The organism is Companilactobacillus furfuricola, assembly GCF_003946325.1.
Lineage (GTDB): Bacteria > Bacillota > Bacilli > Lactobacillales > Lactobacillaceae > Companilactobacillus > Companilactobacillus furfuricola.
The window spans coordinates 1-25,624 of sequence record NZ_RHNT01000005.1 but is presented as its reverse complement, the minus strand read 5'-3'; the positions used below and the strand labels follow the sequence as shown (position 1 = coordinate 25,624).

Genomic DNA, 25,624 nt, shown 5'->3' with positions numbered 1-25,624 from the left:
TTTGAGTCACAAAATCATTTGTTTTTAATAGCTTCAGTAATTGCAGCAGTACTAGTAGCCACATTTCTATCATCTTGATATTTAGCAAGTGCCTGAATTACTTGTTCTTCTAATTCACGGGCATGATTAGCTTCAAAAAAAGGAAGCTCAATGGTCTTCGCGATACCAGATCTTTCGTATGTAAAGACAGTTTTGATCCCGCTTCCAAAAACGGCTACCCCGATCAATATTAATATTAAAGCGGTAAACGCAGATGAACCGAATGAGAATAATCCCGCAAGAGCAAGAAGCGCCCCAAGAAAAATTGCCCCTAAATGATAAGAACTGGAAGTATAGACATTAGAAACCGTGTTGAGTGGAGAAGTGTCCTTTGACCTACCAGCCGGTAACATGCCGAACAAGACAGTATTTTGAATATCGACACGTAAAAAGTTGTTATCAACAGAAATATTTCCTTTAACCCAAGGCGCAATTAAACTAACCGCAAAATTGTCGTTAGGGCTGATCTTTCTAGATTGAACCATGTTAAATCCCCCAGTGTCTAATATGATTGATTTTTGAAGATAATCCTATAGCTGATATTTATGATAAAAATGACTTAAAAATTAGATCAACTATGTGTTACAGGATAGTTTTAATTATATCAATTAATCGAGACCAATATTATTGTAAAATCACATAACACAGGTATTTATTATTTCATCAAAAAGCTGATCAAAGTCATCACATTTAAATGATTGAGCATATATCGTAAATTATACGGACGTGTTATTGATTAGAGATTTATTATGTAAATTGAATAACTAAATTTTATCGAAGACAAACAGAGCTAGTGCATATATTAAATATTTTGAATGAATAAGTACTTGATAATGTCTGATGATATTGATAAAAGCATCACTAATCAAGCCGATTTTCCGAAAAAATAATTGTAGAATAAAATTTTTTTGAAATTAATTTCAAAATAATTTACATAAAAATCACAATTTTAAAGCTTGATTTATGAGTACCTGGTACCCGTTTCATAGCGTTTCTAGTGAATTGTATCTACATTCATCTATAAATATTTTTGATAGCGTTATCATGAAAAATACGTTTTTTGTCTTATAATGAAAATATTAACAAAGGGGGATTTATCATGGTTAAAATTTTTGCAAGTCCATCACGTTATATTCAAGGAAAAAATGTCGCACTTGAAGTTGATAAGTACGTTAAGGATCTTGGCAGTAAGCCAGTAATTATTAGTGATGATAATGTGTGGAAAATCATCGGTAATAAAGTGTTTGATGTATTGAAAGATAAGGGTTTTGACGTTGAACACGCTGTTTTTGGTGGTGAAGCTTCCGATGAAGAGGCACAACGGATCGTCGATATTTGCGAAAAGCACGATGCTGACCTAGTTATCGGTGTTGGTGGTGGTAAGACTGCCGATGCCACTAAGAAGATCGGTGATAAGGCTAAAGTAAAAGTTGTCGTAATGCCGACAACAGCCTCAACAGACGCACCTTGTTCAGCGTTGTCAGTAATGTACAATCCAGATGGTACATTTAAGTATTATTCATTTTACGACAAGAACCCTGATTTAGTTTTGATCGATACACAAGTCGTAGCTCAGTCTCCAGTTAGAACCTTAGCAGCTGGTATGGGTGATGCCATGGCTACAAATGTTGAAGCAAGCGATGTCGCTCAAGGACACAATCCTTCAATGCTGCACGGTCAACAAACATTGGCATCATTGGCAATTGCTCAAACATGTATGAACAATTTATTTCTACATGGTAAACAAGCATATGCAGCTTCAAAGGCTAACGTAGTGAGTCCATCACTAGATGCCGTTATCGAAGCTAATACTTTGCTCAGTGGATTAGGTTTTGAAAGTGCCGGTTTAGCAGCTGCTCACGCCATTTACGACGCCTTCACAGTTCTTGATGGTAAGATCGAAACATTGATGCATGGTGAAAAAGTAGCCTATGGAACTCTTTGCGAATTGATGCTAGACAATGCTCCAGAAGAAAAAATGAATAAATTCATCGACTTCTACCAAAGCATAGGATTACCAACAACTCTCGAAGATCTCTATATTCCCGATGTTTCATACGAAGACTTATTGAAAGTTGGAAAAGCAGCTACAGATCCAGCTGAAACAATGCAAAACATGCCATTTGAAGTAACTCCAGAAGATGTTGCTGATGTAATTTTGGCTGTAAGTGCTTATGTTCATGAATATAATGAAGCAAAATAAAATTGAAAGTGAGTAGCGGTGGCAATCACCCGCAACTCATTTCAAAAAGACATGACCCCAGTGAAATTACAGGTCATGTCTTTTTTAGTTTTTTTAAAAATTCGTTATTATAATTTTGATAAAAAATATGATTAAACATTTTTTCAAAAATTCAGAATATATGCTAGTCTTTTGGGTAAATACACTAGGAGGTTCGACATGAAAAATATCGCGGTTTATTGTGGTGCATCTGAAGGTAACGATCAAAATATCGTTAAGGCGGCTATCCGTCTGGCTGATTGGTTAGTCGATAATGACTTTAACTTAGTATATGGCGGTGGAGGAGTCGGCTTAATGGGCATCCTCGCCAAGCGGGTATTAGATCGAGGTGGCAAAGTCTATGGAATCATGCCTCAAGAATTGGTCGATCGTGGAGCCGCTTATGACGGCTTGACCGAGTTGAAAGTAGTTGCCGATATGTCAGAACGGAAACAATTGATGTTAGAAATGTCAGACGGATCGATTGCTTTACCGGGTGGTCCAGGTACATTAGAAGAAATTATCGAAGCTTTCTCATGGTCACGCTTAGGTGATAATGAGAATCCTTGCGTCCTGTTTAATGTGGATGGATACTACAACCAGTTGCGCGATATGTTCGATCACATGACAGAAAAGGGCTTCCTTACTAGAAAAGATCGTTCTAAGCTGTTCTTTACTGATAAGCTAGAAAATGTTTATACATTTATGTACAGCTATATACCACCAAAAATCCGCGAGTATTAGAACTCCGAAAGGGCAAGAGCACGAGGAACGAGTACGCGAGCAAGAAGCGAAAGCAAAAGAAGAAAAAATATATCAACACTTATCTAACCAACAAGTAAAGAAAGCTCACAAAAGCAATGTAAGTCAGGAAACAAAATGAGTGGAGCGAAGTCCCACGAACCGAGAAAAGTATTAGTGATCAAAACAAAGAAAATAGAAGAACAAAACAAGCAAGCCCCTACTCCCCACCAGAATAGATAAAGCCTGAGATAGACATGTGAGAAATAGGACGAGCAAACAGTGCCAATTTGCAGAAAATAAATCGGTAAAACTCAAAACCAAGGGGGGGATATAGTCTCTATCTAGACGGAGGGGCCCGGGGATACAGACCTCAGTACCCAAATTTCTCTTGGCGACGAAGGAGCTTAGAGAAAGACCGAGTTTTGAGATGCCTGGTGGTCTTCCAGGTAGCTCAAAATCGCGTCGGGTACGTTCCAGCGTCTGTATCCCCGGGCCCCGGAGTCGGCATTGAACGTAGCAACCAAAATACCACCTCCACCCCACCCAATCCCAAAAATATAATCGATTACATGTATTAAATTTACACTATTAATATCTTTAAATAATTGATACGATTAATTCACGATAAAAGGGGGGCGATAATATGTTAAAGGTGGAACACGTTTCCAAACATTTTGGAGACGTCAAAGCTTTAAACGACGTCAGTTTTTCAATAGCTGACGGGGAAATTATGGGCTTGATCGGTCAAAATGGAGCTGGAAAATCTACGTCATTTCACAGTATTTTAAATTTCTTGAAGTTTGACGGTGCCATTTCTTGGAACGATGCACCAATCTCTGAAGAAGTATTTGATCAGATCGGCTACTTACCCGAGGAACGTAGTCTGATGCCAAAGTTGACGATCGAACAGCAGATCGTCTACTTAGCTAAACTCAAAGGGAAAAAGGCTAAAGATATCAAGCCACAGATCGATCAGTGGATGGAGAAATTTGCTGTTAAGGGTAAGAAGACTGATAAGATCAAAGACCTTTCGAAAGGTAACCAGCAAAAAGTTCAATTGATCTGCACTTTGATCCATCGCCCTTCCTTGATCATTTTGGATGAGCCGTTCAGTGGGCTTGATCCAGTTAATTCCGACTTGTTGAAGCGAGCTGTCTTAGCTGAAAAAGCTAACGGGGCTTCGATCATTTTTTCTAGTCACGATATGTCTAACGTAGAAGAAGTCTGCGATTCTTTGGTGATGCTCAAAACGGGGAATGTCGTTTTATCAGGTAGTTTGGATGAAGTTCGTGGGCAATTTGGAAAGACGGAATTATTCGTTGTGACTGATTGGCCGATTGAAAAATTACGTGAATTACCTATGGTCAATACCGTCGAATCACTCTGTAATGGTCGCTTTTTACTGCGTCTTGATAGTGAACAAGCAGGTCCAGCCATCTTTGATCAGTTGACTAAAGGCCACTACATTGAAGAATTCTCACAACGGCCACCGACCTTAGATGAGATATTCCGAATGAAAGTGGGGGAAAAATAATGAAAAAATGGTGGATCGTAACTAGTCAAACTTATATGCGCCAAGTTAAGTCCTGGAGTTTCTTCTTATTAGTTTTAATGCCATTTATTTTTCTCGGCATTGGTGTGGGGATCGGTTATTTAGGAATGAATTCCTCGACTAACCACGATAAGATCGCAATGGTCAGTTCTAATGAGCAACTCCGTCAACAATATATTAAGCAAAATAAAGATGATATCAATGGAAAATACAAGACCGAAGCTTCCGCAAAAAAAGCTTTGAAGAATAAGGATATTTCCGGATACATCTTGATCAAATCTGATGCTAAGCAGGTAACTGCTAATTATTACGGTGATCAAAATTTAAGTAATGATGTCAAAACTAACTTGCAGCTATTTTTAGGGCAGATCCAACAAAGCAATAACTTACAAAATGCCCAATTATCGCCTGCCCAAGCTACTTCTCTAGCAACTAATTTTTCCTTGAAGGAACACGTTCAGAAGCAAAAGAGCAATGATTCTACCATCCGCCAAGTTTCATTCTGGATCATGGTGGGTATGGTCTATATGATCTTGATCAATTATTCATCGATCACGGCGCAAGAAATCGCCTCGGAAAAAGGGACCAAGATCAAGGAGATTATTTTTTCCAGTACGAGCGCAGTCAAATATTTTATCGGTAAGATCAGTGGTGTAATGCTAGTTATCCTGACACAGATCGTGGTATACATCGTCGGTGGTGGCATTGTCCTGGAGATCGCTAAAAAGATCGATCTGACGAAGGATTTTATGCAGAACAATAGTCAATTAGTTAACGGTGTGGTCGATAATTTATTCAATGTCAACCTGCTGTTCCTATTCTTAGGTGTGGTCATTTATACGGTCTTATCTGCTCTAAGTGGGGCTTTGGTCGCTAAAGCTGAAGATGCTCCTAAGGCCGCTCAGCCCGCTATCATGTTGAGTATGCTAGCGTTCTTCGCTACTTTCCCATTCGTGGCTGATCCGGACGTTGTTATTGTCAAAGTTTTATCCTATGTGCCATTTTTCTCGTCGTACTTCATGCCGATCCGCATTATCAATGAAACAGCGGGTCCAGTAGAGGTCATTATTTCTCTAGTGATCTTGTTGGCTACGATCTTGCTGTCATCGTATTACATTGGCAAGATGTACAAAGGCTTGATGCTACAAACGGACGACCGCGGATTTTTCAAAGCATTGAAGACCGGATTGTCATATAAATAGAAAATTAAATTAATTTATAACCAAAGATTGTTTCTCAATATCTTTGGTTATTTTTTTACACTAGAGCGTGAGACCTGTGATACACTGACGAAAAAATTAGGCATAGGGGACACGATTGAAACTAGCAGGGGTAATTTTTAAGCTATTCATTTTAACTGGATTTGGGTTTGTTGCAGCCAGTTGTTCACATAAAGCGGTGGGTGAAATGAAGGCACATTTTGATCCGCCAACAAAATTTTCAACAACTTTTTACCCAGGTATACCGGATGATATGCAAGGTCTATACTATGATTCGCAATTAACTAGTGACCCGTATACGGATGATGAATTTTATAAGCTGATTTTGAATAAAGATTCGGTGAAGTTGAAGCATATGGGTGTTAAGGGTTATGACAAGCAATACGAAAATATTTACTACCATAAGATTTCACGTGGTCATTATGTGTTTAAGACTGGTGACTATAGTTATTATTTTAAGGTCGACTGTACTGGCGATGGTGGGTTGAAGGTTTATGACTACCAGATGCGTTATTCGGATGCGTTGCGGGCTTCTAAGTTTGAGGTTTTTACTTCGCAGACGCCGGACGATTCTTTTGGTACTTCGGCTTATGATATGGAGCATAAGTTTTATGTTTCTGATCGGGATTTTACTCGGTATTATGAGTTGGATAATTATGGGTTTGATAATCCTTTGACTCGGTTGCTTTTGTGGAAGGTTAATGATGATGGTACTGAGTCGATTTTGTGTAATTATGAGAGTTTGGTTGCTAAGAAGGGTCGGTATAATTTGCTTTCTTCTGGGGATGATTATACTTCTTTGTTGCAGATCGGGGATTCGCAGCTTTTGGATGCTGAGAGTGGGGAGACTTTTAGTTTGTATACTGGTGATTTGTCGCCTAAGGAAGAGGTTTGGCGGGCGCTTGGGATTACTATGAAGCCGCCTGTTTCTTAGTAAAGATGTAAGTGAGCTATGGCAGACAGTGGCGTTTTATTTTGCTGGATTAGTGTTAGTTTGTTTGGTTAGCTGGGGTGTGGAGGTAGTAGTTTGGTTGGTACGTTCATTGCCGACTCCGGGGCCCGGGGATACAGACGCTGGAACGTGGTGGGCACATTTTGAACCAATCGAGCAAAGTACGCTCGCTTGTTTCAAAACTGCACCTTTCACTAAGCTCCTTCGTCGCCAAGTGAAATTTCACCACTGAGGTCTGTATCCCCGGGCCCCTCCGTCTAGATAGAGTCATAATCCCCCCTTGGTTTGAGTTTTACCGATTTATTTTGATCAAGTTGGCACTGTTTGCTCGTCCTATTTCTCACATGTCTATCTCAGGCTTCATCTATTCTGGTGGGGAGTAGGGGCTTCCTTTTCTTGTTACGATATAATTTTTATCTCGATTTTCTTCTCTTTTCTCGGTTCGTGGGACTTCGCTCCACTCATTCTTGTTTCCTGACTTACATTGCTTTTGCCATCTTTGTTTTCTTTTTGGTTAGATAAGAGTGAATATCTTTTTTCTTCTCTTGCCTTCGCTTCTTGCTCGTGCACTCGTTCCTCGTGCTCTTGCCTGGTTCTTCGCTTTGCTTTTTCTCTCTGCTTATTTGTTTCTTGCTCGTGTGCTCGCTTCTCTCGCACTCTTGCTGTTGGTTTTTTCGTTTCGTTATTTTGTTCATGTCTTTCTTTATTTGGGTATTCAAAAAGTCAGCCGTTTGGCTGACTTTTTTATTCGGATAGTAATTTTTGCGCTACTCCGTAGTCGGTTATTAGTACGTTTGCGTAATTGCCGGCTAGGGCTCCTTTGATTGAGGATACTTTTTTCATTGATCCTGCTACTAGGATGGAATAGTCTTTGTTTTTTAACTCATCTAGATCTGAGCCTACTGTTCGGTCGTTGATGGTTTGATTAGCTATTTTTCCGTCTTTTGTAATGAAGCGTGACATTACATCTCCGACGGAATTTTTTTGTAGTTGGGTTATTTCTTTTTGATTTAAATAGCCTAGGTTGAATAGTAAGGCGTCGTTGCGGACTGTTCCGCAGGTGAATAGGGCAATGTTGGTTTTTTTGCCTTCGTCGATTATTTTTTTGATGAATCGGTCTTCTAGGACTATTTGCTTGGTTGTGGCGTTGTCGAAGATTACTGGTAGTGGCAAGTTGATGGCGTTTGTTTGGAATGCTTTGCCGAATTTTTCTAGGATCTCGGTGGCGAAGTTGTTCATGTCGCTGGAGGCTACGCTTCCTTTTAGTTGGACTACTTTGATGTTGGATTTTTCACTGGTTTTTAAGTTGTTGGCTACGGCGTTTATGGTTTTCCCCCAGCTTATGCCGATGGAATAGCCATTTTGGACTATTTCATCTAAGTACTCGGCTGCTAGTTGGCCGATTTTTTCATTGATGGCTGCGTAATTGTCGCTGATGTCGTAGGCTATTAGGACTTTTTTTAAGTTGTATTTGGTTTCTAATTGCTTTGATAAGACGTCTAGGTCGGTGGCGGGATCGGCTATTTCTATTTTTACTAGGCCGGTTTCGTGAGAATATTGTAGCAGTCTGGATACTGTTGGTCTGGAGATGCCGATTATTTTGGCTATTTCGTTTTGGCTTAGGCCGTCGTCGTAGTATAAATGGCAGATTTTTAGCGCTGTGGCTGTTTTTTTATTTTGCATGGTTACCCCTAATTTTTGTTGAGATTAGTATAGCATAAAAAATTTTAGATTTGGTCAATTATGAATATTATTTCAAAATAGATGCTTACATATGTTCAGTTTGTTGCTAAGATGAATTTGTTAAGAGATGAAGGGAGATTTTACTCATGGAATTAAATAGTTATTTAGATCACACGTTACTTAAACCAGAAGCTACTCAAGCTCAAATTGAAAAGGTTACTCATGAAGCTATTGATAATCACTTTTTTTCAGTGATGGTCAATCCTTGCTGGGTTAAGTTGGTTCACGAGATGGTGGCAGGTTCTGATGTTAAGACTGCTTGTGTTATTGGCTTTCCTTTAGGAGCAAATACTACTGCTATTAAGGTTGCTGAATCAGAACAAGCTATTTCTGACGGTGTTGATGAACTTGATATGGTGATGAATATCGGTCAATTTAAGAGTGGCAATTTTGATTTTGTTAAGTCTGATATTGAAGCAGTTGTCCAAATTGCTCATAAGAATAATAAGCTGCTCAAGGTTATTATCGAAACGGCACTTTTGACTGATGAAGAGATCACTAAGGCTAGCGAGATCGTGGCCGATGCTGGGGCAGATTTTGTTAAGACTTCGACTGGTTTTTCTACTCGTGGAGCTAAGTTAGAAGATGTTCAAATTATGAAGGCTGCTGTCGGTGATAGGATCGAAGTTAAAGCTGCTGGGGGGATCCATTCGGCTGAAGATGCTGAGAAGATGATCAAAGCTGGTGCTTCTCGACTTGGTGTTAGTGCAAGTATGGCTTTGATCGGTAAGTAATTCGCTAGATATTTTTTTTGCTTATGAATGTAAACGCTATCATAAAAAGGAATGGTGAAACGATGAAGTATAAGAGAATTTTTGGGATCGTTCTGGATTCTGTTGGGGTGGGCAACGCCCCCGATGCTCAGACGTTTAATGATCAAGGATCTGACACTATTAAACATGTTGGAGAGGCTTTTCAAGGAGAGCTCAAACTGCCTAATTTAGGCAAGTTGGGTCTTGCTAATCTTCATGGTGAAGAAATTCTAGGTGTTCCCAAACAACCAGCTCCGAAGGCTTTTTACGGAAAGATGAACGAACAGTCGGTCGGTAAAGATAGTATGGATGGACATTGGGAAATGATGCAGTTGCCGGTTATGAAGCATCTTAGCTTTTTCCCTGATGGTTTTCCTGATGATCTGCTTGATCAGATCAGTAAATTTTCTGGACGGAAGATCGTCGGGAATAAGGCTGAATCTGGTACTAAGATCATTGAAGAGTTCGGTGAGCATCAAATGCAGACGGGAGATCTGATCATTTATACTTCCGGCGATAGCGTTTTACAAATTGCTGCCCATGAAGAAATTATTCCGCTTGAGGAATTGTATAAGATCTGTGAGTATGCTCGAACACTGGTAAATGGACCTAAATACGTGGTCGGTCGGATCATTGCTCGTCCTTATGTTGGTAATGGTAAAGGTGATTTTACTCGAACTGCCAACCGTCATGACTACGCCTTGCTACCATTTGGCGAAACATCGCTCGATAAGCTCCAACAAGCTGGGGTCAAGACATACGGCATCGGTAAGATCGGCGATATTTTTTCAAATAAAGGTTTAGATGTGCTTTATCACAATGAAAGCAACATGGATGGGATGGATCACGTTGATGAAGTTATGAAAGAAGACTTTACCGGTTTTTGCTTTACTAACTTAGTCGATTTTGACGCGATGTATGGTCATCGTCGTAATCCGATCGGTTTTGGAAATGCCTTGATGGATTTTGACAAACGTTTAGGAACTGTTTTAGACAATTTGCAAAAAGATGACTTGTTGATCATCACAGCTGACCACGGAAATGACCCTGGTTTTACTGGTAGTGATCATACTCGAGAACAAGTTCCACTGATCGCTTATTCGCCTTCAATGGCAGCTGGTGGAGACTTGGGCGTTAGAAGTACTTTCGCTGATTTTGGAGCGACTGTTTTAGACAACTTTGATGTTGCTGGAAGTGAAGTCGGCACGAGCTTTTTAAATGACCTATAGGGGGATGATTGAATTATGCGCATGATCGATATTATTGACCAAAAGAGAAATGGAAAAGAATTATCTGAAGAGCAGATCCAATTTTTTGTCGATGGGGTATCAGATGGAAGTATTCCCGACTATCAGATCAGTTCATTGCTGATGGCGATTTATTTTCAAGATATGACCGATCAAGAACGGGCTACTTTAACGATGAAGATGATGGAATCAGGTCATCACTTGGATCTATCAAAGATCCCGGGAATAAAAGTCGACAAGCATTCAACTGGTGGTGTCGGTGACAAAGTCAGCTTGCCGTTAGCTGCCATCGTTGCGGCGTTAGATATTCCGGTACCGATGATCTCTGGAAGAGGCTTGGGTCACACTGGCGGGACTTTAGATAAATTAGAAGCGATACCTGGATATCAAGTCGAGATCAGTGAGGAGGAGTTCATTGATCAAGTAGCCCAGGAAAAATTGGCTATCATTGGAGCCACGGGTAATATCGCTCCAGCTGATAAGAAAATTTATGCCTTGCGTGACGTTACCGATACAGTCGACTCGATCCCACTGATCGCTAGTTCGATCATGAGTAAAAAAATCGCTTCTGGTGCCGACGCTTTAGTTATCGATGTTAAAACGGGATCCGGTGCCTTCATGAAGACTTTGGAAGACTCGACTAGATTAGCTCAAGCCTTAGTCGATATCGGTAAAGGCGTTGGTTTGAAATGCCAGGCAGTAATCTCGGATATGAACCAACCGTTGGGTAATAAGATCGGTAACTCATTGGAGATTGAAGAATCGATCGATATTTTAAAAGACAAGGGACCAAAGGATCTACGGGAACTGATCTTGACACTCGGAAGCTATATGGTCGTGATGAGTGGCAAGACCGAAGATGTCAACGAAGCTAAAGTGATGCTTGAAGAAGCTATTAGTTCCGGTAAAGCTTTAGAGAGATTTAAAGCGATGATCAAGGCTCAAGGTGGGGATGAACGAGTAGTTGATGATTATTCGATCATGCCTCAGGCCAAATATCAGATCGAACTTCCAGCTGAAAAATCTGGAGTACTGGCCAAACTTACTGCTGATGAGATCGGGATCGCCAGCATGTTGCTGGGTGGAGGTCGCCAACAAGCTGACGACAAACTGGATTATTCAGTCGGGATCGAATTGCATAAGAAAATCGGCGATCCAGTTGAAGCAGGCGAATCGTTGATGACGATCTACAGTAATCGTCAGGATATTTCAGATATTGAAAAATTGATCCGAGAAAATATTGAAATAGCACCGGCAGCAACCGCACCTAACATGATCTATAAAATTATTGAGTAAAAAATCGTAGGGTAGAAGGAGAATTCGAAATGAGCACACATATTGATGCAAAAATGGGAGATATTGCAGAAGTAGTACTGATGCCAGGAGATCCATTACGGGCAAAATTTATCGCCGAGAATTTTTTAGAAGATCCAGTTTTATACAACACAGTTAGAAATTGTTACGGCTACACCGGAACTTATAAGGGGAAAAAAGTTTCTGTTCAAGCTTCAGGGATGGGGATCCCCTCGATTTCCATTTACGCTACCGAATTAGTGAAATTCTTCGGTGTTAAGAAATTGATCCGTGTGGGAACTATCGGAGCTATCGGCAAGAATGTCAAAGTCCGCGATGTTATTATTGCTAATTCTGCTAGTACCGATTCGTCAATGATCTATAACATTTTAGGTCGCAGCATGTATTACGCACCAACGGCTGACTTTAAAATGGTCCACAATGCTTATCAAATTGCGCAAGACATGGGCGTGACGACGCATGTGGGAAATATTTTATCGGCTGATCGTTTTTATAATGACGAGATCGACAACGAGAAACTGCGCGATTACGGCGTATTGGGAATTGAAATGGAAGCAGCAGCACTTTATACCATCGCTGCGAAAAACAATGCTCAAGCTGTAGCGATTTGTACTGTTAGTGATGAAATTCTAAATAACGTGGCTACTTCTGCTAAAGAAAGAGAACAATCATTCAAAGACATGATGTTGATTTCTTTAGAAACTGCCATTAAGGATTAGTGGTGAATAAAATATGTATTTAGTAGTCAACATTATTGGATTAGCAATCTTCATTTTGATTGCCTTTGCTTTTTCAAAAAATAAAAAAGAAGTCAAGTGGAAATCCATCGCGATCATGACCACTTTGAATATTGTGCTAGCTTGGTTTTTAACGAGCTTTTCGATCGGACGTAATATCGTTTTAGGTGCGGCCGATGCTTTCAATGCTTTAGTTCAAGTAGCATACACGGGGGTCGAGTTCGCCTTGCCTAGCATGGTCCACGTTAAGAATATGGACTTCGTCGTTAGTGTCCTCTTGCCAATTTTGATGATCATTCCGTTATTTGATATTTTGACTTATATCGGAGTATTGCCATTTATCATCAAGTGGATCGGTAAAGGCTTGGCCAAAATAACCGGCCAACCGAAATTTGAATCGTTTTTCGCCGTGGAAATGATGTTCTTAGGAAATACCGAAGCATTGGCAGTTTCATCTTTGCAACTGAAGCAAATGAAAGCTGAAAGAAATTTGACTTTAGCGATGATGTCGATGAGTTGTGTCACAGCTTCGATCATTGGTGCTTATACTAGCATGATGCCGGGACAATTTATTTTGACAGCTATTCCGATCAATATTATCAATGCCATTATCGTGACTAATATTTTGAATCCAGTTAACGTTCCTGAAGAGGAAGATACGATCGCTACGATGCAAGGGAGTGGATCAACTGGCACGGTTGAAGAAGCTGATGCTAAGACTGAAAAGGAACCTTTCTTCTCCTTCTTAGGTGATTCAATTTTGAATGCTGGTAAATTAGTCTTGATCATTACCGCTAATGTTATTGCCTTTGTTGCGTTAGCAGCTTTGATCGACAAATTACTCGGGCTCATTCATCCATGGATCTCTTTGGAACATATTTTAGGCATCATCTTATATCCATTTGCTTGGTTGCTGGGACTAAACGGTGGCGATGCCTTCCAGATGGCTCAATACATGGGAACGAAGTTAGTGACCAACGAATTTGTGGTTATGGGTAAAGTGACCGATACGATCAATAGTTTCCAACCACACTTTAAGGCAGTCTTAACTGTGTTCTTAACATCTTTCGCCAATTTCAGTACAATTGGAATGATTATCGGTTGTTTCAAGGGATTAGTAGATAAAGAAAAAAATGATCTGATTGCCAAAAATGTTGGATATTTGTTACTGTCAGGTATCCTCGTATCACTACTATCCGCTGGAACCGTAGGCTTGTTTATTTGGTAGATCGATTTATGAAAGGTTTTTTAAATGTTTAACTATTTAGGATGGAATAAGTTAACTAAGTCAGATATCAAAACGGAGATCATCGCCGGGATCACGGGATTTTTCACGATTTCTTATATTATTATCGTCAATCCGATGATCTTGAAAGATGCTTCGATACCAGTTGAATTGAGCGTTTTTGCAACGATTTTTGCCTCGATCATTGGTTGCTTGTTGATGGCGTTTTGGGCGAACGCACCGATCATTATTACCCCAGGTATGGGTGTCAACGCCTTTTTCACGTACACGTTAGTAGTTGGTATGCAATTGAGTTTTCAACAGGCGATTGCCATTAGTATTTTCAGCAGTGTGGTTTACATGTTGATCAGTTTTTCTAAATTGAGCGACTTGCTTGCTGCCGCTGTTCCCAGTAGTTTGAAGATCGGTATCACGACGGGAATAGGGATGTTTTTGGTCGTGATCGGTCTGCAAAAAGCTGGCTTGATCAAGCAGGGGGCTAACGGATCTTTATTGTCGCTAGGGAATTTATCTGATCCAGCTGTGTTACTAGCCCTATTTGGTTTGTTAGTAACGTTAGGACTTTTTATAAAGAGGATCCCTGGAAGCTTTATCATAGGTATTGTTTTAACTAGTGTGATGGCGTTTTTCTTTGGCATCACAACTAAAACTCCCCAGACTGATATTTCGATGTTGAGTAAATATGGCGAGCTACTTTTTCAAGGCGATTTTTCAGAGTTGTTTTCTTTGAAGTTTTTGCTGGCTGTTTTTTCGATGACGATGATATTGGTTTTTGAGTCGATGGGTATTTTAGAAGGTTTACTGCCGGATAAGAAGTTGTTTAAGAAAGCTTTTCAAGCTAGTTCTGTAGCTACATTTTTGTCGGGCTTTCTTGGGACTAGTCCGACTGTGGCTGCTGCTGAGAGTGCTGCTGGGATCAAGAGTGGCGGTAAGACTGGGATCATGTCTTTGACTTCTGGGATTTTGTTCGCAGTTGCTCTGCCTTTTATTTCTTTTTTGAGGTTTGTTCCTGAAGCTGCTATTGCTCCTGTGATTATTATTACTGGGGCTTTGATGATGCAGAATTTGGCTAATATTGATTATGATGATTTGAGCGAGTGGATACCGGCGTTTTTGATTTTTGTTTTGATTCCGCTTAGTGGGTCTATTTCTGCTGGGATGGCTTTTGGGTTTATTGTTTATCCGGTTTTGAAGATGGTTGTTGGTGATCATAGTGAGATGTCTTTGCTTTTGGTTGTTATTTCGGTTTTGTTTTTGGTTCAGATTTTTGCTGAGGCTTTGTTTGTTGGGTGACGAGTTTGTAGGTAGTATTTTGGTGGTACGTTCAATGCCGACTCCGGGGCCCGGGGATACAGACGCTGGAACGTGGTGGGCACATTTTGAACCAATCAAGCAAAGGGCGCTCGCTTGTTTCAAAACTGCACCTTTCACTAAGCTCCTTCGTCGCCAAGTGAAATTTCACCACTGAGGTCTGTATCCCCGGGCCCCTCCGTCTAGATAGAGTTATAATCCCCCCTTTTGTTTGAGTTTTACCGATTTATTTTGTACAAATTGGCACTGTTTGCTCGTCCTATTTCTCACATGTCTATCTCAGGCTTTATCCATTCTGGTGGGGAATAGGAGCTTCTTTTCCTTGTTAGGATATATTCTCTATTTCGATTTCCGACTTTTTTCTCGGTTCGTGGGACTTCGCTCCACTCAATTTGTTTCCTGACTTACATTGCTTTTGCTGCCTTTCTTTTCAATGTTTTGTTAGATAAGATTAAATACTTTTATTCTTCTTTTGCTTCCGTTTCTGGCTCGCGCACTCGTTCCTCGTGCTCTTGCCTGGTTCTTAGCTTTGTTTTTTTTCTCTGTTTATTTGTTTCTGGCTCGCGTACTCGTTCCTCGTGCTCTTGCCTGGTTCTTAGCTTTGTTTTTTTCTCTGTTTATTTGTTTCTGGCTCGCGTGCTCGTTTCTCTCGCACTCTTGCTATTCCTCTATATTTTGTTTTTGGGTTTTAAAAAAGTCAGCCGTTTTTTGGCTGACTTTTTCTTTTTCTATTTGGCTGTGAATGTGGCGTAGGTGTCGATTACCCATTCGTTTGTTGATACTCGGTAGTATCTGTGTCCGTTGTAGTCTCTTGATTGGTCTGTGTACCAGTCGGTGTCGTTGGCCAGGCCTCGGTTGGAGCTGGTTGTTGATCCGTTTGTGTTGAAGCCTACTAGTGGAGCCATGAAGCTGGCTGGGTTGGTTACTTTTACGGTTCCTTCGGAGCTGTTTGATGTTACGCCTCCGTTGTTGGTTCCGGTGTTTGTGTTGCTGTTTGTACCACTGTTTGAGCCACTGTTGGTGTTTGATCCGCCCATTTGGTTGTAGTATTTTTGGACTAGTTGGACGAATTGTTCCATGCTGTAGCCCCAGTTGGCGAAGTAGCCTGTTGGGTCTGTGTGGTCGGTTTCGCCGTACATTTTGGATACTTGGTCGTGGGATACTACGGTTTTGCCGTATTCTACTGGTAGGCCGTATTGGTGCAAGCGGTAGGCTACGTAGTAGGCGTCGTTGGCTACTGAACGGGCGAAAGCGTCTGTGGTGTGTTCTTCACATAGTTCTACTTGGATGTATTTGCTGTTGGCTGTTGGGCCTGCTCCCCATACTCCGTAGTCGGCGCTGTGGATGTTGATGATTTCGGAGCTGTCTACGAAGGCGTGGACGTAGGTTTGAATCGATTCCCAATAGTTGTTGAAGTAGGATACTTCATTTTCGGCGGTAGCATTGGGGTCTGCTGTTTCGTGGACTACTACGCCTTCTGGTTTGCCGACGCCGTTTTCGTAGCCGAACCATTCGTTGAAGGTTCCTTCGCGAAATTGGATCGATACTGGTTGGATGCCTTGATTGGCGATGTAATCGTTGATCGATCCTGCTTTTACTTCTTGTGCGGAGAAGGTTTGTGGTGCTATTTCATTTGTGGTTAGAAAGCCTGCGCCAGTTAAGGCTGCTGCGGTGGCTAGGCTGGCTATTATTTTCTTTGAAAACATGTTGTTTCCCCCTTATTACCCTTTGTTTCGTCTTGTTTAGCGTATCAATTTTTTTCTTGACTTTCTACACCTGACTTTAAATCTTAAGTAAACTTATTATTTGATTTTATAACGCTATATCTTAATTTTGACCACTTTCTGGGAAAAATAATTTGTTAAAAAATTGACGTTTGTGCAGGCTTTCCTTTTTAATGACTAGTTTAATTAGTGGCTCTTTATTATAATGGTAATTATAGTTAACGTTTTTTAGATGGGAGTCTTGGTTATGTCTTTTTTTGATAGAAATAAGAAGAATGATGATGCTAATGATAATTTTTCCAACTTTGATGACAATGATTCACAACTAAATAACCAATTTAGTAGTGTTCCACCATTTCCTCAACAAGCTGCTACTAGTGCTACTTCGGCACCGATCGAGCCGGATCCTCAAGAAAGTCAACCTGTTGATAATGCTCAACCTGGTGCTGATTTTCCACAAGGGGATTTTTCTAATGGGGGTTCAGTTCAACCGGATGGTCCGGAGTTGAATGGTTATTATTATGAGGAACAACCTGTGCCTGAGAAGGATAATAATGATTGGGAGAATACTGAGGCTGATCTTCAGGGGATCATTGAACAGGAAAATGATGTGAAGAAGCAACTTCGTCATCAGTTGTTGTCAGCTCGTAGTTACTATAACTATGTGCTTCGTAGTTTAGGGGATGACCAAGCTAATGCTCGCAAAGAGACTTCTGATCAAGTAGAGAATATTAATACTTCTCTTAAGAAATGGTTCGGTTCGGATGAGATGGCTAATGAGATCTTCTTAGATCCTAACCGCAACTACTTTATTTTTAGTGATCATTTAAATAATGATCCATCTGACAATGAACGCCAAATGTGGAGACAACTGACGCACACGTTTGATGCACACGGCTTTTTAGCTAATACGATCACGGTTTCTTACGATGACCTGGCAAATGCTACATGGGCAGATTACCAGAATTCAGACTTAGTTAACCCTAACTCGTACTTATTGAACATGTATAACGACTTGCAGGGCCGCAACCAGAACGTCTCCGTTTCGCCAGCTGAGATCCCTTATGAAGATGACTATCGGATCGAACACGTTGATGATAAGAATATTGATAAAGTTTATGATGGTGAACATTTGATTATGGAGGTCGCTCGTAATAATCGTGGTCAATTGAAGGTTATCCGTCACTACGATGACCGAAAATTGTTGAGCCGAGACATTTTCGATGTTAATGGCGTGAACTCTGCTACCCAATTTTACGACCCCCAAAACCCAAACCGCGTGATCCGTGAGAACTTTTATCGTCAAGATGGTACTTTAGTTTTGATCAAGAGTTACACTGATGAAGAACCATTCATTCAATTGTTCTCCGCCGGCAATGTTTTGATCAGTACTTTCAATAGCGATGAAGAGCTCATTTTCTGGTGGTTGAAGAATCAAGCTTTACGCAATATGCAAGCTACTATTTTTGTCTCGATCGATTCGCATTTTTATAAGAAGCTTTTGCAATTGCGCAATAATGGGATCGAAATTATTCCGATCGTGATGACGCAAGATCAAAACGCTGGGATCGTGACTGATTTGTTAAATGGTACAGATAAAGTTACGGCCGTTTTCGCAGGTAACGACAATGTTAACGGTTACTTAAATTCTAATGCAAAGGTGAAAATGGACATCTCGACCCTTGATGATGTCGAAACACCTATTTATAAACATTAAAGTGGACTAGTTCCACTTTTTTTTATACCATAAATCGTGTAAAATGTATTTTGTTAAAGAAATGAAAAGAGGAAATGAAATGGCAAAATTAGTTTTCATTCGTCACGGACAAAGTGAATGGAATTTATCTAATCAATTTACTGGCTGGGTTGACGTTGACCTTAGTGAAGAAGGCGTTAAGCAAGCACAAAATGCTGGTAAACTTCTCAAAGAATCAGGCATCTTGTTTGATCAAGCTTATACATCAGTATTGACTCGTGCCATCAAGACATTGCACTATGCTCTTGAAGGATGCGACCAACTTTGGATCCCTGAAACAAAGACTTGGAGATTGAACGAACGTCACTACGGTGCACTTCAAGGCTTGAACAAGAAAGAAACTGCTGAGAAATATGGTGATGAACAAGTTCATATCTGGAGACGTTCATACGATACATTGCCACCATTATTGAAGGCTACAGACGAAGGTTCAGCAGCTAACGATCGTCGTTACGCAAACTTGGACCCAAGAATTGTTCCAGGTGGAGAAAACCTTAAGGTTACTTTGGAACGTGTTATTCCTTTCTGGGAAGACGAAATTGCTCCTAAGTTGTTAGATGGCAAGAACGTTATCATCGCTGCACACGGTAACTCACTACGTGCCCTAACAAAATATATCGAAAACATTTCTGACGAAGACATCATGGACGTTGAAATGGCAACTGGTGAACCAGTTGTTTACGACTTGGATGACAAGTTGAACGTTACACATAAAGAAAAATTAAACTAAAGTTTAATATATAGATTCCACTTACTTAGTGGGGTCTATTTTTTTGACATTTTTTTAAAGTTACCGCAGCTATTTGATTGAATGTTTGTTGGAAATGCCTTTGTATCAGGCTATAGACAAAAATTATAACGTCGTTTTAGACACTGCATTTCTTACATGATATTATTATTTTAAATCATTGAAAGGAGGAGAATCTTATGTCTATTCTACGTATTCCAGTTAATAGTAAGGTTATTCAATGGGCCATCGACAATGGTGAAAAAAGCTCTGATTTTTTAGAATACAAATACCCTTTGAATAGATGGCAAAATGCAGATTCCGATAGTGACTATCCTACTTTCAATCAATTACGTGCGTTTAGCAAAGATACCCGGATCCCTTTTCAATATTTCTTGGATGATAAAATCCCCCACGAAGAAAATGATTTTGTTCAATATCGGACGGTTAACAATGAAGAAGTTATACCTAGTCGAAAATTAATCGATACAATTAATTCGATGAAGGTTAAACAAGCATGGATGAGAAACTATCTAATTGTTCAGGAAAATGCTGAACGCTCTAAATTGTTGGGTAGGGTTGATGTATCAGTGTCACCAGACGACGCTGCTCAAGATATCATAAGCATTCTGAATCTTGAAAGTCGTTTCTCTGTTACTATGGATGACCAAAGCTTTTTTAATACCCTTAGGGAAAGAATCACTAACTGTGGGGTTATGGTTATGCAGAGTGGAATTGCTGGATCAAATACGCACAGAAAGCTTGATGTTAATGAATTTAGAGCTTTTGTTCTGATAGATGATATTGTTCCATTGATATTTATTAATTCTTGTGATAGTAAAAGAGCCAAGATTTTTTCTTTGATTCATGAATTTGTGCATGTATTACTTGGCAGTGATGAGGTACTAAATGTTTCACCATACTCTGACGTTAAAAATGAACGCTGGATAAACGAAGTGACCATAAGAGTTTTAATTCCTGAAAGAACTATTCTTGCCCAAATCAATTTGAATAATGATCCGTACACTGAAACGAAAGAATTGGCTAGACATTTTCATGTCAGTGTCGTTGCCACTTCAATAAGATTGGTGAATTTGAATTTATATCGCAAAGAATTAATTGACTGGGCGATAAAAGAACAGTCAAAAGCATTAACACAGAACGAGACTCACCAAGGCGGGGGCAACTATATCAATAATGTTATGTCTAGAATTGATCGACGATATACGGATGCAATCATATCAAGTGAATCCAGTGGGACTATATCAATTAAAGATGCTGCAGATATGCTGGGCTCAAGTGTCAAAACATATGATCAAATAGTTGATAGAATATTAAGGATGGAATAAGTATGGAATACTTGCTGGATACTAATGCCTTAATTGATGGGAATAATAAATGGTACCGTAGAGATGTTTTCCCATCGTTGTGGATATTTTTTGCTAGTCAATCTAATGTTCATATGCTAAAACAAGTTTTTGAGGAATTGCTTATCCTGATGATCTCAGTTTGTGGGTCAAAGTTACTTACGCAAGTCGCTTAATTATGGTAGGTAATAATATATTAAGTGAGTATCAGGAAGTTTTAAGCTGGATTGTCGGCAGTAATAGATGGGATAATGCTGCCATTAATGAATGGAACATTGATGGGAAAGCTGACCCATGGTTAATCGCTACAGCAAAAGCGTATCATCAGACGATAGTCACTTTTGATGGGGGAAAAAATAAACAATTACCTCCAATAGGGGCATATTCTTCAAAGGAACCTAAAATTTCTGCTGTAGCAAGTCAATTTGATGTCCGAGTAATTACTTTTTATGAGCTATTTCAAGAACTTAGATTTAAAATGTAATTGAATAATTAAGATATTTTTTCTTGCCTTCGAGCGAACTAGAAGGGTTATGATATAAGGGAAAGTTTCAACATGAGGAGAGATTTTATGACTATTTTAGATCGGCATTCTACTCGGATTTTTTCTGATAAACAAGTTGATTTGGATACTTTGAAGGCTATTGTTTCTGAAGCTCAGGCTGCTCCTTCTTGGGAGAATAGCCAGCCTTATCATGCTTTTCTGGCTACTGGAGCGACTGCTAAGGAAATTCGTGAAGCTTATATGAAGAACTTTTCTGAAGGTCTTGCTAGTCACGCTGAAGTGGTTCCTCCTAAAGAGTGGACAGCCGAAGCGGATGCTAATATTTTAGATTGGCAACATCGTTCAGCTGATTCTCCACAGAAGGAAGAATTTGGTCCAGCTAATGGACGGCTTTTTGACGCTCCTTCAATTTTATTTATTACAATTAAGAAAGCTGCATCTAGCTATGTTGCTTATGATGCAGGAGCTTTTGGTTATGCCGTATTATTGGCAGCTCAAGATCATGGAGTTGGAACGATCCCAGCTTATGGTTTTGTTCGTTATCCAGATTTGATCCATGATCATTTCAAAATCCCTGATGATGAAGCTATTTTTATGGGAATTGGTCTAGGATATCCAACTGAAGATGTGATCAATGATTTTAAGCCTGGTCGCAATTCATTAGATAAGATTTAACAATCAAAGATTAAATTTGTGCCTAAATAATTGTCAAAGAAAGTGAGAAGTTAATGCGTTATTTTTTAAAAACATTATTTAGGGGATTGTTACTGATCGCTATTATGGTCGGTATAGTAGCTTTTGCAGGATGGAAAGCTACTGGGGGACAAAGTTCTTTGGCGGCGCCATTGAATAATTTGCGTGCTTCAATGCTAAATACAGCTGGGAGCATTTTATCGAATTTCCAGATCGGGAACTTTAAGATCGACACTAGCAAACTAATTGGTCAACAAAAAGAAGTTAAACCAAAAACTACCGATTCAACAATACCAATTGAGTCCAACGTTGCTTCATTGACACTTTCCAACACCTACTATTATCATTTTCAGGAGGGAACTCCGCAGAGTGTTAAAAATGTTTTTTTGCAGGCAATTAATACATATAATAATACCGGTATTGTAAAATTGGTCCCGGGAACTGCATCGGGAATGCAGAATTCTATCGCCATGGGAACTTATAATCAAAACACGACAAACGTCCAAGGCGACACCGTCGATATGGAATTAGGTAAAGGTGGACCAGAATCATTTCAAAGTACCTTAGGTGACTGGGTTCACGGAAGTGCGAAGTTGAACGTCTATTATCCAGCAGCAACCTCAGTTTCCGTTGCCACTCACGAATTAGGTCATGCACTAGGATTGGGACACAGCAGTGATCCACAATCAGTCATGTATCCCACAGATCAAGGGATGACACAACTAACCCAAGGTGACCTATCAACCTTGAGGACGATCTATTCAAATGGTTCCACTAACGACACCACAACCAACAACAACAACCAGTAACATTAATCCAAGTGAAAGGGGATGGTCCAATGGCATTGAAACCAAGAAAATTACTAAAAATCATGCGCAAAAATGGTTTCGTTGAGAAATCACAAACTGGTTCACATCTAAAAATGTACAATCCAGTAACCAACGTGACCGTTCCAGTACCAGTTCACTTCGATAAAGAATATGAACATGGGATAGAAAGTAAAATCTTGAAACAAGCTGGAATAAATATTTATAAATAGAGAGCGCAGCGAGGTTGGTCAGCTGCTGAGGATTAACGCAGGTAGTCGCAGAAGGTGCTACGAAGCAGTGCCGCGACTACCTGTGTTAACCGGAGGCCGCTACCTCGCGGAGCTCGTTTCAACATCCTTGAGGATAAAGATAAAAACCACTATCTAAACCGTAGCAAGTTTATCTCCTAAAAGTGGTAAGCACTATTTAATGCCAACTAAGTCCTACTTACTAACAGGCAGTTAACTGGAGACCAGCATTACTCAGCTCGTTTTGGATATAAAAATAGACAGTTTGGTAACAAACAAATCAACTGCCCATATGAGCGCAATCATACACTCAATTAAAATAACCAAAAAAAAGACCAAATCACTTTTCCGTGATTTGGTCTTTTACTTTCCAACCAGTTTGATCTCCCGAATATTAACTTGCACAACAGAAACATCGTTGAATTTCACACGACCTTTCTCAATATCTTGATCAGTATAAGTACCCTTAAGATGTTCATAATATCCAGATTCATCGTTAAAGTAATTCACATCTACGAGCAGTTCAGGATGTTTTTTCAGATAGGCGATCTGTCGATCGATCAGCTGCTCTTGTTCCTGAGTAGAATATTTTTTTCGGGTATAGTCTTTGGTTTTCTCTTGGATCAAGCCATTGAATCCTTCAAGAGCCCCGAATGGAGCAAATTGTGCGGCTCGGTCGAGCTGTTCCATGGGTAAATGGCGCTTTGGATGCGTGTATGGAACATCCATGATGTCATTGTATTGGGAGGTATCGTTGAAGATCTTTTGCTCGATCAATTTCTTTTCGTCCATTAGGCGTGATGACCTCCTATTTGATTGTTTCGTTCAATCGTAGTCGACCCTTCTTCAAGATCAGAAGCTTTTAAAATGACATTCTTATTATCGAATTTTTTCTGCAATTCCAAGATAGTTTCCTGGATCTTGCGGTCTTTTTGACGTTTATGGTTATCGACTTTTTCTTGCTTGATCTCAGTTTTGGTATCGTCAAAAAGGCTGATCTGCTTGTACTTTTGCTCTTGAACAGCAGATTGTTCGTCTACCAAATGATTGGCTGTAACGGTGATCCGTCTGATCAAAAGTTTGGGATTGATATTTTCCTGATACAGTTTTTTAAAAATGTTTCTTAGTTCTTCAGACGAGGAAGTGGCAACGGGCATATTTTGAAAAGCGTGGTCTGGTTTAGGAGCTTTTCGTCCGTAATAATCGTCGACTAGCGTCCCTGAAAAAGTCGTATCTTCTTCCAGACTTTTCACATCATAGTCAACGATCAAGCCAATACGATCAGTAACGACTTTTTTCGCCACCAGATCTAAAGCTAACGCATCGCTCATACCTCGAGTTATTTTAAGGCCATCATCAAAAGAAGTCGGCTTCATCAAAACTTGACTAGAGTATAACCCGCGATCATCAGATTTATAATTTTTAATATCAGCCAGAGTTGCCGTCTCGCGTCCCCAAGCATGGTCGATCAAAAGCTCCGCATTTTTACCAAACTCTTTATACAAGATCTCTTCATTTTTGTCATCGGACAAAGAACCCAAAGAACAACGCGCAATATCGCCCATCGTATGCAGTCCTAATTTTTCCAGACGCTTCGAGTAACCACGACCAACTCGCCAAAAATCAGTCAAAGGTTGATGGGCCCACAACAGTTTTCGGTATTGGTGTTCATCCATCTGCGCGATCCTAACACCATCCGCATCTCCCGGAATATGTTTAGCAACAATATCCATCGCCACCTTAGCTAAATACAAATTAGTCACGATCCCAGCAGTAGCAGTGATTCCAGTCTCAGATTGAATCTGCTGAATAATAGTCTTGGCCAAAACATGCGCCGAAGTATCATGGGTTTTTAAATAATCAGTAACATCCATCAAAACTTCATCGATCGAGTAAACGTGAATATTCTCAGCAGCAATAAAGCGCAAATAAATCCCATAAATCTCAGCACTCTTATGCATATAAAAATTCATCCGAGGCTTAACAACTTTATAACCAAGCTTCAAACTAGGCGAATTAAGCAAATGTTGCCGATTGATAGAAGAATATTTAGTCAATCGATGAGAAGGCAAAGCAGCAGCCCGAGCACGATTAAGTTTAGAAACAATTTGTTCCACTTGAAAAAGCCGAGGCCGCCCAGGCACGCCAAACTGCTTCAAAGCAGGAGAAACAGCCAAACAAATAGTCTTATCAGTCCGAGAATTATCAGCCACAACCAAATTAGCATTAAGCGGATCAAGCTCATGATCAATACATTCAACAGAAGCATAAAAAGACTTCAAATCAATAGCCATATAAGAACGAACCAAAAGACACCCCTCCTCAAAATAGTTAGTAAGCTCTCTTAACATTGTAACTGATTTAGAAAAAAAAGAAGGCAAGAAAGCTTTTTCAAGAGAAAAAGAAAAGCTAAGAAAAAAGCAACAGAAAAGGAAGAAATAATGAAATAAAAGCGCAAATAAAAAAAGAAATGAGCAAAAAAGAATAAACGGCTCTGACCATTCAGAAGAGATTTGAGATAGACAAGTGAGAATCAGGACGCGCAAAAAGTGCCAATTTAATCAAAATAAATCGGTAAAACTCAAACAGAAAGGGATATGATACATACCATCTAGGTGGAGGGTCGGGGCGCTATATGGGCTCAGCCGATCGAGTAGGAGGTAGCTAGGCTACCGACCTCTCACACCACCGTACGTACGGTTCCGTATACGGCGGTT

The 25,624-nt window shown here is 40.0% G+C and carries 27 protein-coding genes; 21 read left to right on the top strand and 6 right to left on the bottom strand.

Annotation, left to right across the window (positions count from 1 at the left end; translation table 11 throughout):
• Positions 1-14 precede the first annotated feature (14 nt).
• Positions 15-524, bottom strand: a complete 510-nt coding sequence (locus EKM78_RS02890; RefSeq protein WP_125769063.1) for a DUF2892 domain-containing protein — start codon at positions 522-524, stop codon at positions 15-17.
• A 614-nt stretch (positions 525-1,138) separates the two neighbouring features.
• Here EKM78_RS02890 and EKM78_RS02885 point away from each other — a divergent pair.
• The 6 genes from EKM78_RS02885 to EKM78_RS12470 all read left to right on the top strand — a co-directional run bounded on the left by EKM78_RS02885 (position 1,139) and on the right by EKM78_RS12470 (position 6,960).
• Positions 1,139-2,242: a glycerol dehydrogenase gene (locus tag EKM78_RS02885; protein WP_125769060.1), complete on the top strand. Its 1,104-nt coding sequence runs from the start codon at positions 1,139-1,141 to the stop codon at positions 2,240-2,242.
• 198 nt (positions 2,243-2,440) lie between these two features.
• Positions 2,441-3,004, top strand: a complete 564-nt coding sequence (locus EKM78_RS02880) for an LOG family protein (RefSeq protein WP_125769057.1) — start codon at positions 2,441-2,443, stop codon at positions 3,002-3,004.
• 643 nt (positions 3,005-3,647) lie between these two features.
• Positions 3,648-4,538: an ABC transporter ATP-binding protein gene (locus tag EKM78_RS02875; protein ID WP_125769054.1), complete on the top strand. Its 891-nt coding sequence runs from the start codon at positions 3,648-3,650 to the stop codon at positions 4,536-4,538.
• Complete coding sequence (locus tag EKM78_RS02870; protein ID WP_125769051.1) at positions 4,538-5,758, top strand: ABC transporter permease; 1,221 nt, start codon at positions 4,538-4,540, stop codon at positions 5,756-5,758. Before EKM78_RS02875 ends, EKM78_RS02870 begins: the two co-directional genes overlap by 1 nt.
• 115 nt (positions 5,759-5,873) lie before the next feature.
• The gene (locus EKM78_RS02865) at positions 5,874-6,710 is read left to right on the top strand and encodes a hypothetical protein (protein ID WP_125769048.1); all 837 of its coding nucleotides are present in this window, start codon (positions 5,874-5,876) and stop codon (positions 6,708-6,710) included.
• 28 nt (positions 6,711-6,738) lie between these two features.
• On the top strand, positions 6,739-6,960 hold the full coding sequence (locus tag EKM78_RS12470; protein WP_164507173.1) for a hypothetical protein: 222 nt from the start codon (positions 6,739-6,741) through the stop codon (positions 6,958-6,960).
• 167 nt (positions 6,961-7,127) lie between these two features.
• Here the strand turns inward: EKM78_RS12470 and EKM78_RS12465 are convergent, their stop codons facing one another.
• A complete protein-coding gene (locus tag EKM78_RS12465) occupies positions 7,128-7,298 on the bottom strand; it encodes a hypothetical protein (protein ID WP_164507165.1) in 171 nt (56 codons plus the stop codon).
• Positions 7,299-7,472: 174 nt separating this feature from the next.
• A complete protein-coding gene (locus EKM78_RS02860; RefSeq protein WP_125768846.1) occupies positions 7,473-8,411 on the bottom strand; it encodes a sugar-binding transcriptional regulator in 939 nt (312 codons plus the stop codon).
• Positions 8,412-8,557: 146 nt separating this feature from the next.
• Between EKM78_RS02860 and deoC the strand changes: the two genes are divergently transcribed.
• The 7 genes from deoC (at position 8,558) to EKM78_RS12460 (ending at position 15,235) form a co-directional block, all read left to right on the top strand.
• Positions 8,558-9,205, top strand: coding sequence for a deoxyribose-phosphate aldolase (gene deoC / locus EKM78_RS02855; protein ID WP_125768849.1), 648 nt, complete (start codon positions 8,558-8,560; stop codon positions 9,203-9,205).
• Between the two features lie 62 nt (positions 9,206-9,267).
• The gene (locus EKM78_RS02850) at positions 9,268-10,452 is read left to right on the top strand and encodes a phosphopentomutase (RefSeq protein WP_125768852.1); all 1,185 of its coding nucleotides are present in this window, start codon (positions 9,268-9,270) and stop codon (positions 10,450-10,452) included.
• Between the two features lie 15 nt (positions 10,453-10,467).
• Entirely contained in the window at positions 10,468-11,766 is a 1,299-nt protein-coding gene (locus tag EKM78_RS02845; protein ID WP_125768855.1) for a pyrimidine-nucleoside phosphorylase, read from the top strand.
• Positions 11,767-11,795: 29 nt separating this feature from the next.
• Positions 11,796-12,503, top strand: coding sequence for a purine-nucleoside phosphorylase (gene deoD, locus EKM78_RS02840; protein WP_125768858.1), 708 nt, complete (start codon positions 11,796-11,798; stop codon positions 12,501-12,503).
• A 13-nt stretch (positions 12,504-12,516) separates the two neighbouring features.
• Positions 12,517-13,749: a NupC/NupG family nucleoside CNT transporter gene (locus EKM78_RS02835; RefSeq protein WP_125768861.1), complete on the top strand. Its 1,233-nt coding sequence runs from the start codon at positions 12,517-12,519 to the stop codon at positions 13,747-13,749.
• 24 nt (positions 13,750-13,773) lie between these two features.
• Complete coding sequence (locus EKM78_RS02830; protein ID WP_125768864.1) at positions 13,774-15,060, top strand: NCS2 family permease; 1,287 nt, start codon at positions 13,774-13,776, stop codon at positions 15,058-15,060.
• A gap of 19 nt (positions 15,061-15,079) precedes the next feature.
• Positions 15,080-15,235, top strand: coding sequence for a hypothetical protein (locus EKM78_RS12460; RefSeq protein ID WP_164507172.1), 156 nt, complete (start codon positions 15,080-15,082; stop codon positions 15,233-15,235).
• Positions 15,236-15,806: 571 nt separating this feature from the next.
• Here the strand turns inward: EKM78_RS12460 and EKM78_RS02825 are convergent.
• Complete coding sequence (locus tag EKM78_RS02825) at positions 15,807-16,784, bottom strand: peptidoglycan recognition protein family protein (protein WP_125769045.1); 978 nt, start codon at positions 16,782-16,784, stop codon at positions 15,807-15,809.
• A 265-nt stretch (positions 16,785-17,049) separates the two neighbouring features.
• Here EKM78_RS02825 and EKM78_RS02820 point away from each other — a divergent pair, with 265 nt between their 5' ends.
• The 8 genes from EKM78_RS02820 to EKM78_RS02785 all read left to right on the top strand — a co-directional run bounded on the left by EKM78_RS02820 (position 17,050) and on the right by EKM78_RS02785 (position 22,889).
• The gene (locus tag EKM78_RS02820; RefSeq protein WP_125769042.1) at positions 17,050-18,519 is read left to right on the top strand and encodes a hypothetical protein; all 1,470 of its coding nucleotides are present in this window, start codon (positions 17,050-17,052) and stop codon (positions 18,517-18,519) included.
• Positions 18,520-18,598: 79 nt separating this feature from the next.
• The gene (locus tag EKM78_RS02815) at positions 18,599-19,288 is read left to right on the top strand and encodes a 2,3-diphosphoglycerate-dependent phosphoglycerate mutase (protein ID WP_125710812.1); all 690 of its coding nucleotides are present in this window, start codon (positions 18,599-18,601) and stop codon (positions 19,286-19,288) included.
• Positions 19,289-19,485: 197 nt separating this feature from the next.
• Positions 19,486-20,634, top strand: coding sequence for an ImmA/IrrE family metallo-endopeptidase (locus EKM78_RS02810; protein ID WP_125769039.1), 1,149 nt, complete (start codon positions 19,486-19,488; stop codon positions 20,632-20,634).
• A 2-nt stretch (positions 20,635-20,636) separates the two neighbouring features.
• Positions 20,637-20,828 (top strand): DUF4411 family protein, encoded by a 192-nt coding sequence (locus EKM78_RS13410; protein ID WP_125769036.1) that lies wholly within the window; start codon positions 20,637-20,639, stop codon positions 20,826-20,828.
• Positions 20,795-21,136, top strand: coding sequence for a DUF4411 family protein (locus EKM78_RS02800; RefSeq protein ID WP_164507171.1), 342 nt, complete (start codon positions 20,795-20,797; stop codon positions 21,134-21,136). The genes EKM78_RS13410 and EKM78_RS02800 overlap by 34 nt, the downstream gene beginning before the upstream one ends.
• A gap of 87 nt (positions 21,137-21,223) precedes the next feature.
• Positions 21,224-21,832: a nitroreductase gene (locus tag EKM78_RS02795; RefSeq protein ID WP_125769031.1), complete on the top strand. Its 609-nt coding sequence runs from the start codon at positions 21,224-21,226 to the stop codon at positions 21,830-21,832.
• A 53-nt stretch (positions 21,833-21,885) separates the two neighbouring features.
• Positions 21,886-22,659: a matrixin family metalloprotease gene (locus EKM78_RS02790; RefSeq protein WP_125769028.1), complete on the top strand. Its 774-nt coding sequence runs from the start codon at positions 21,886-21,888 to the stop codon at positions 22,657-22,659.
• Between the two features lie 29 nt (positions 22,660-22,688).
• Entirely contained in the window at positions 22,689-22,889 is a 201-nt protein-coding gene (locus EKM78_RS02785; RefSeq protein ID WP_125769025.1) for a type II toxin-antitoxin system HicA family toxin, read from the top strand.
• A gap of 381 nt (positions 22,890-23,270) precedes the next feature.
• On the opposite strand, the gene EKM78_RS02780 is transcribed toward EKM78_RS02785, so the two are convergent.
• Positions 23,271-23,699 (bottom strand): hypothetical protein, encoded by a 429-nt coding sequence (locus EKM78_RS02780; protein ID WP_125769022.1) that lies wholly within the window; start codon positions 23,697-23,699, stop codon positions 23,271-23,273.
• Complete coding sequence (locus tag EKM78_RS02775) at positions 23,699-25,258, bottom strand: Y-family DNA polymerase (protein WP_125769206.1); 1,560 nt, start codon at positions 25,256-25,258, stop codon at positions 23,699-23,701. The genes EKM78_RS02780 and EKM78_RS02775 overlap by 1 nt, the downstream gene beginning before the upstream one ends.
• Positions 25,259-25,624 lie beyond the last annotated feature (366 nt).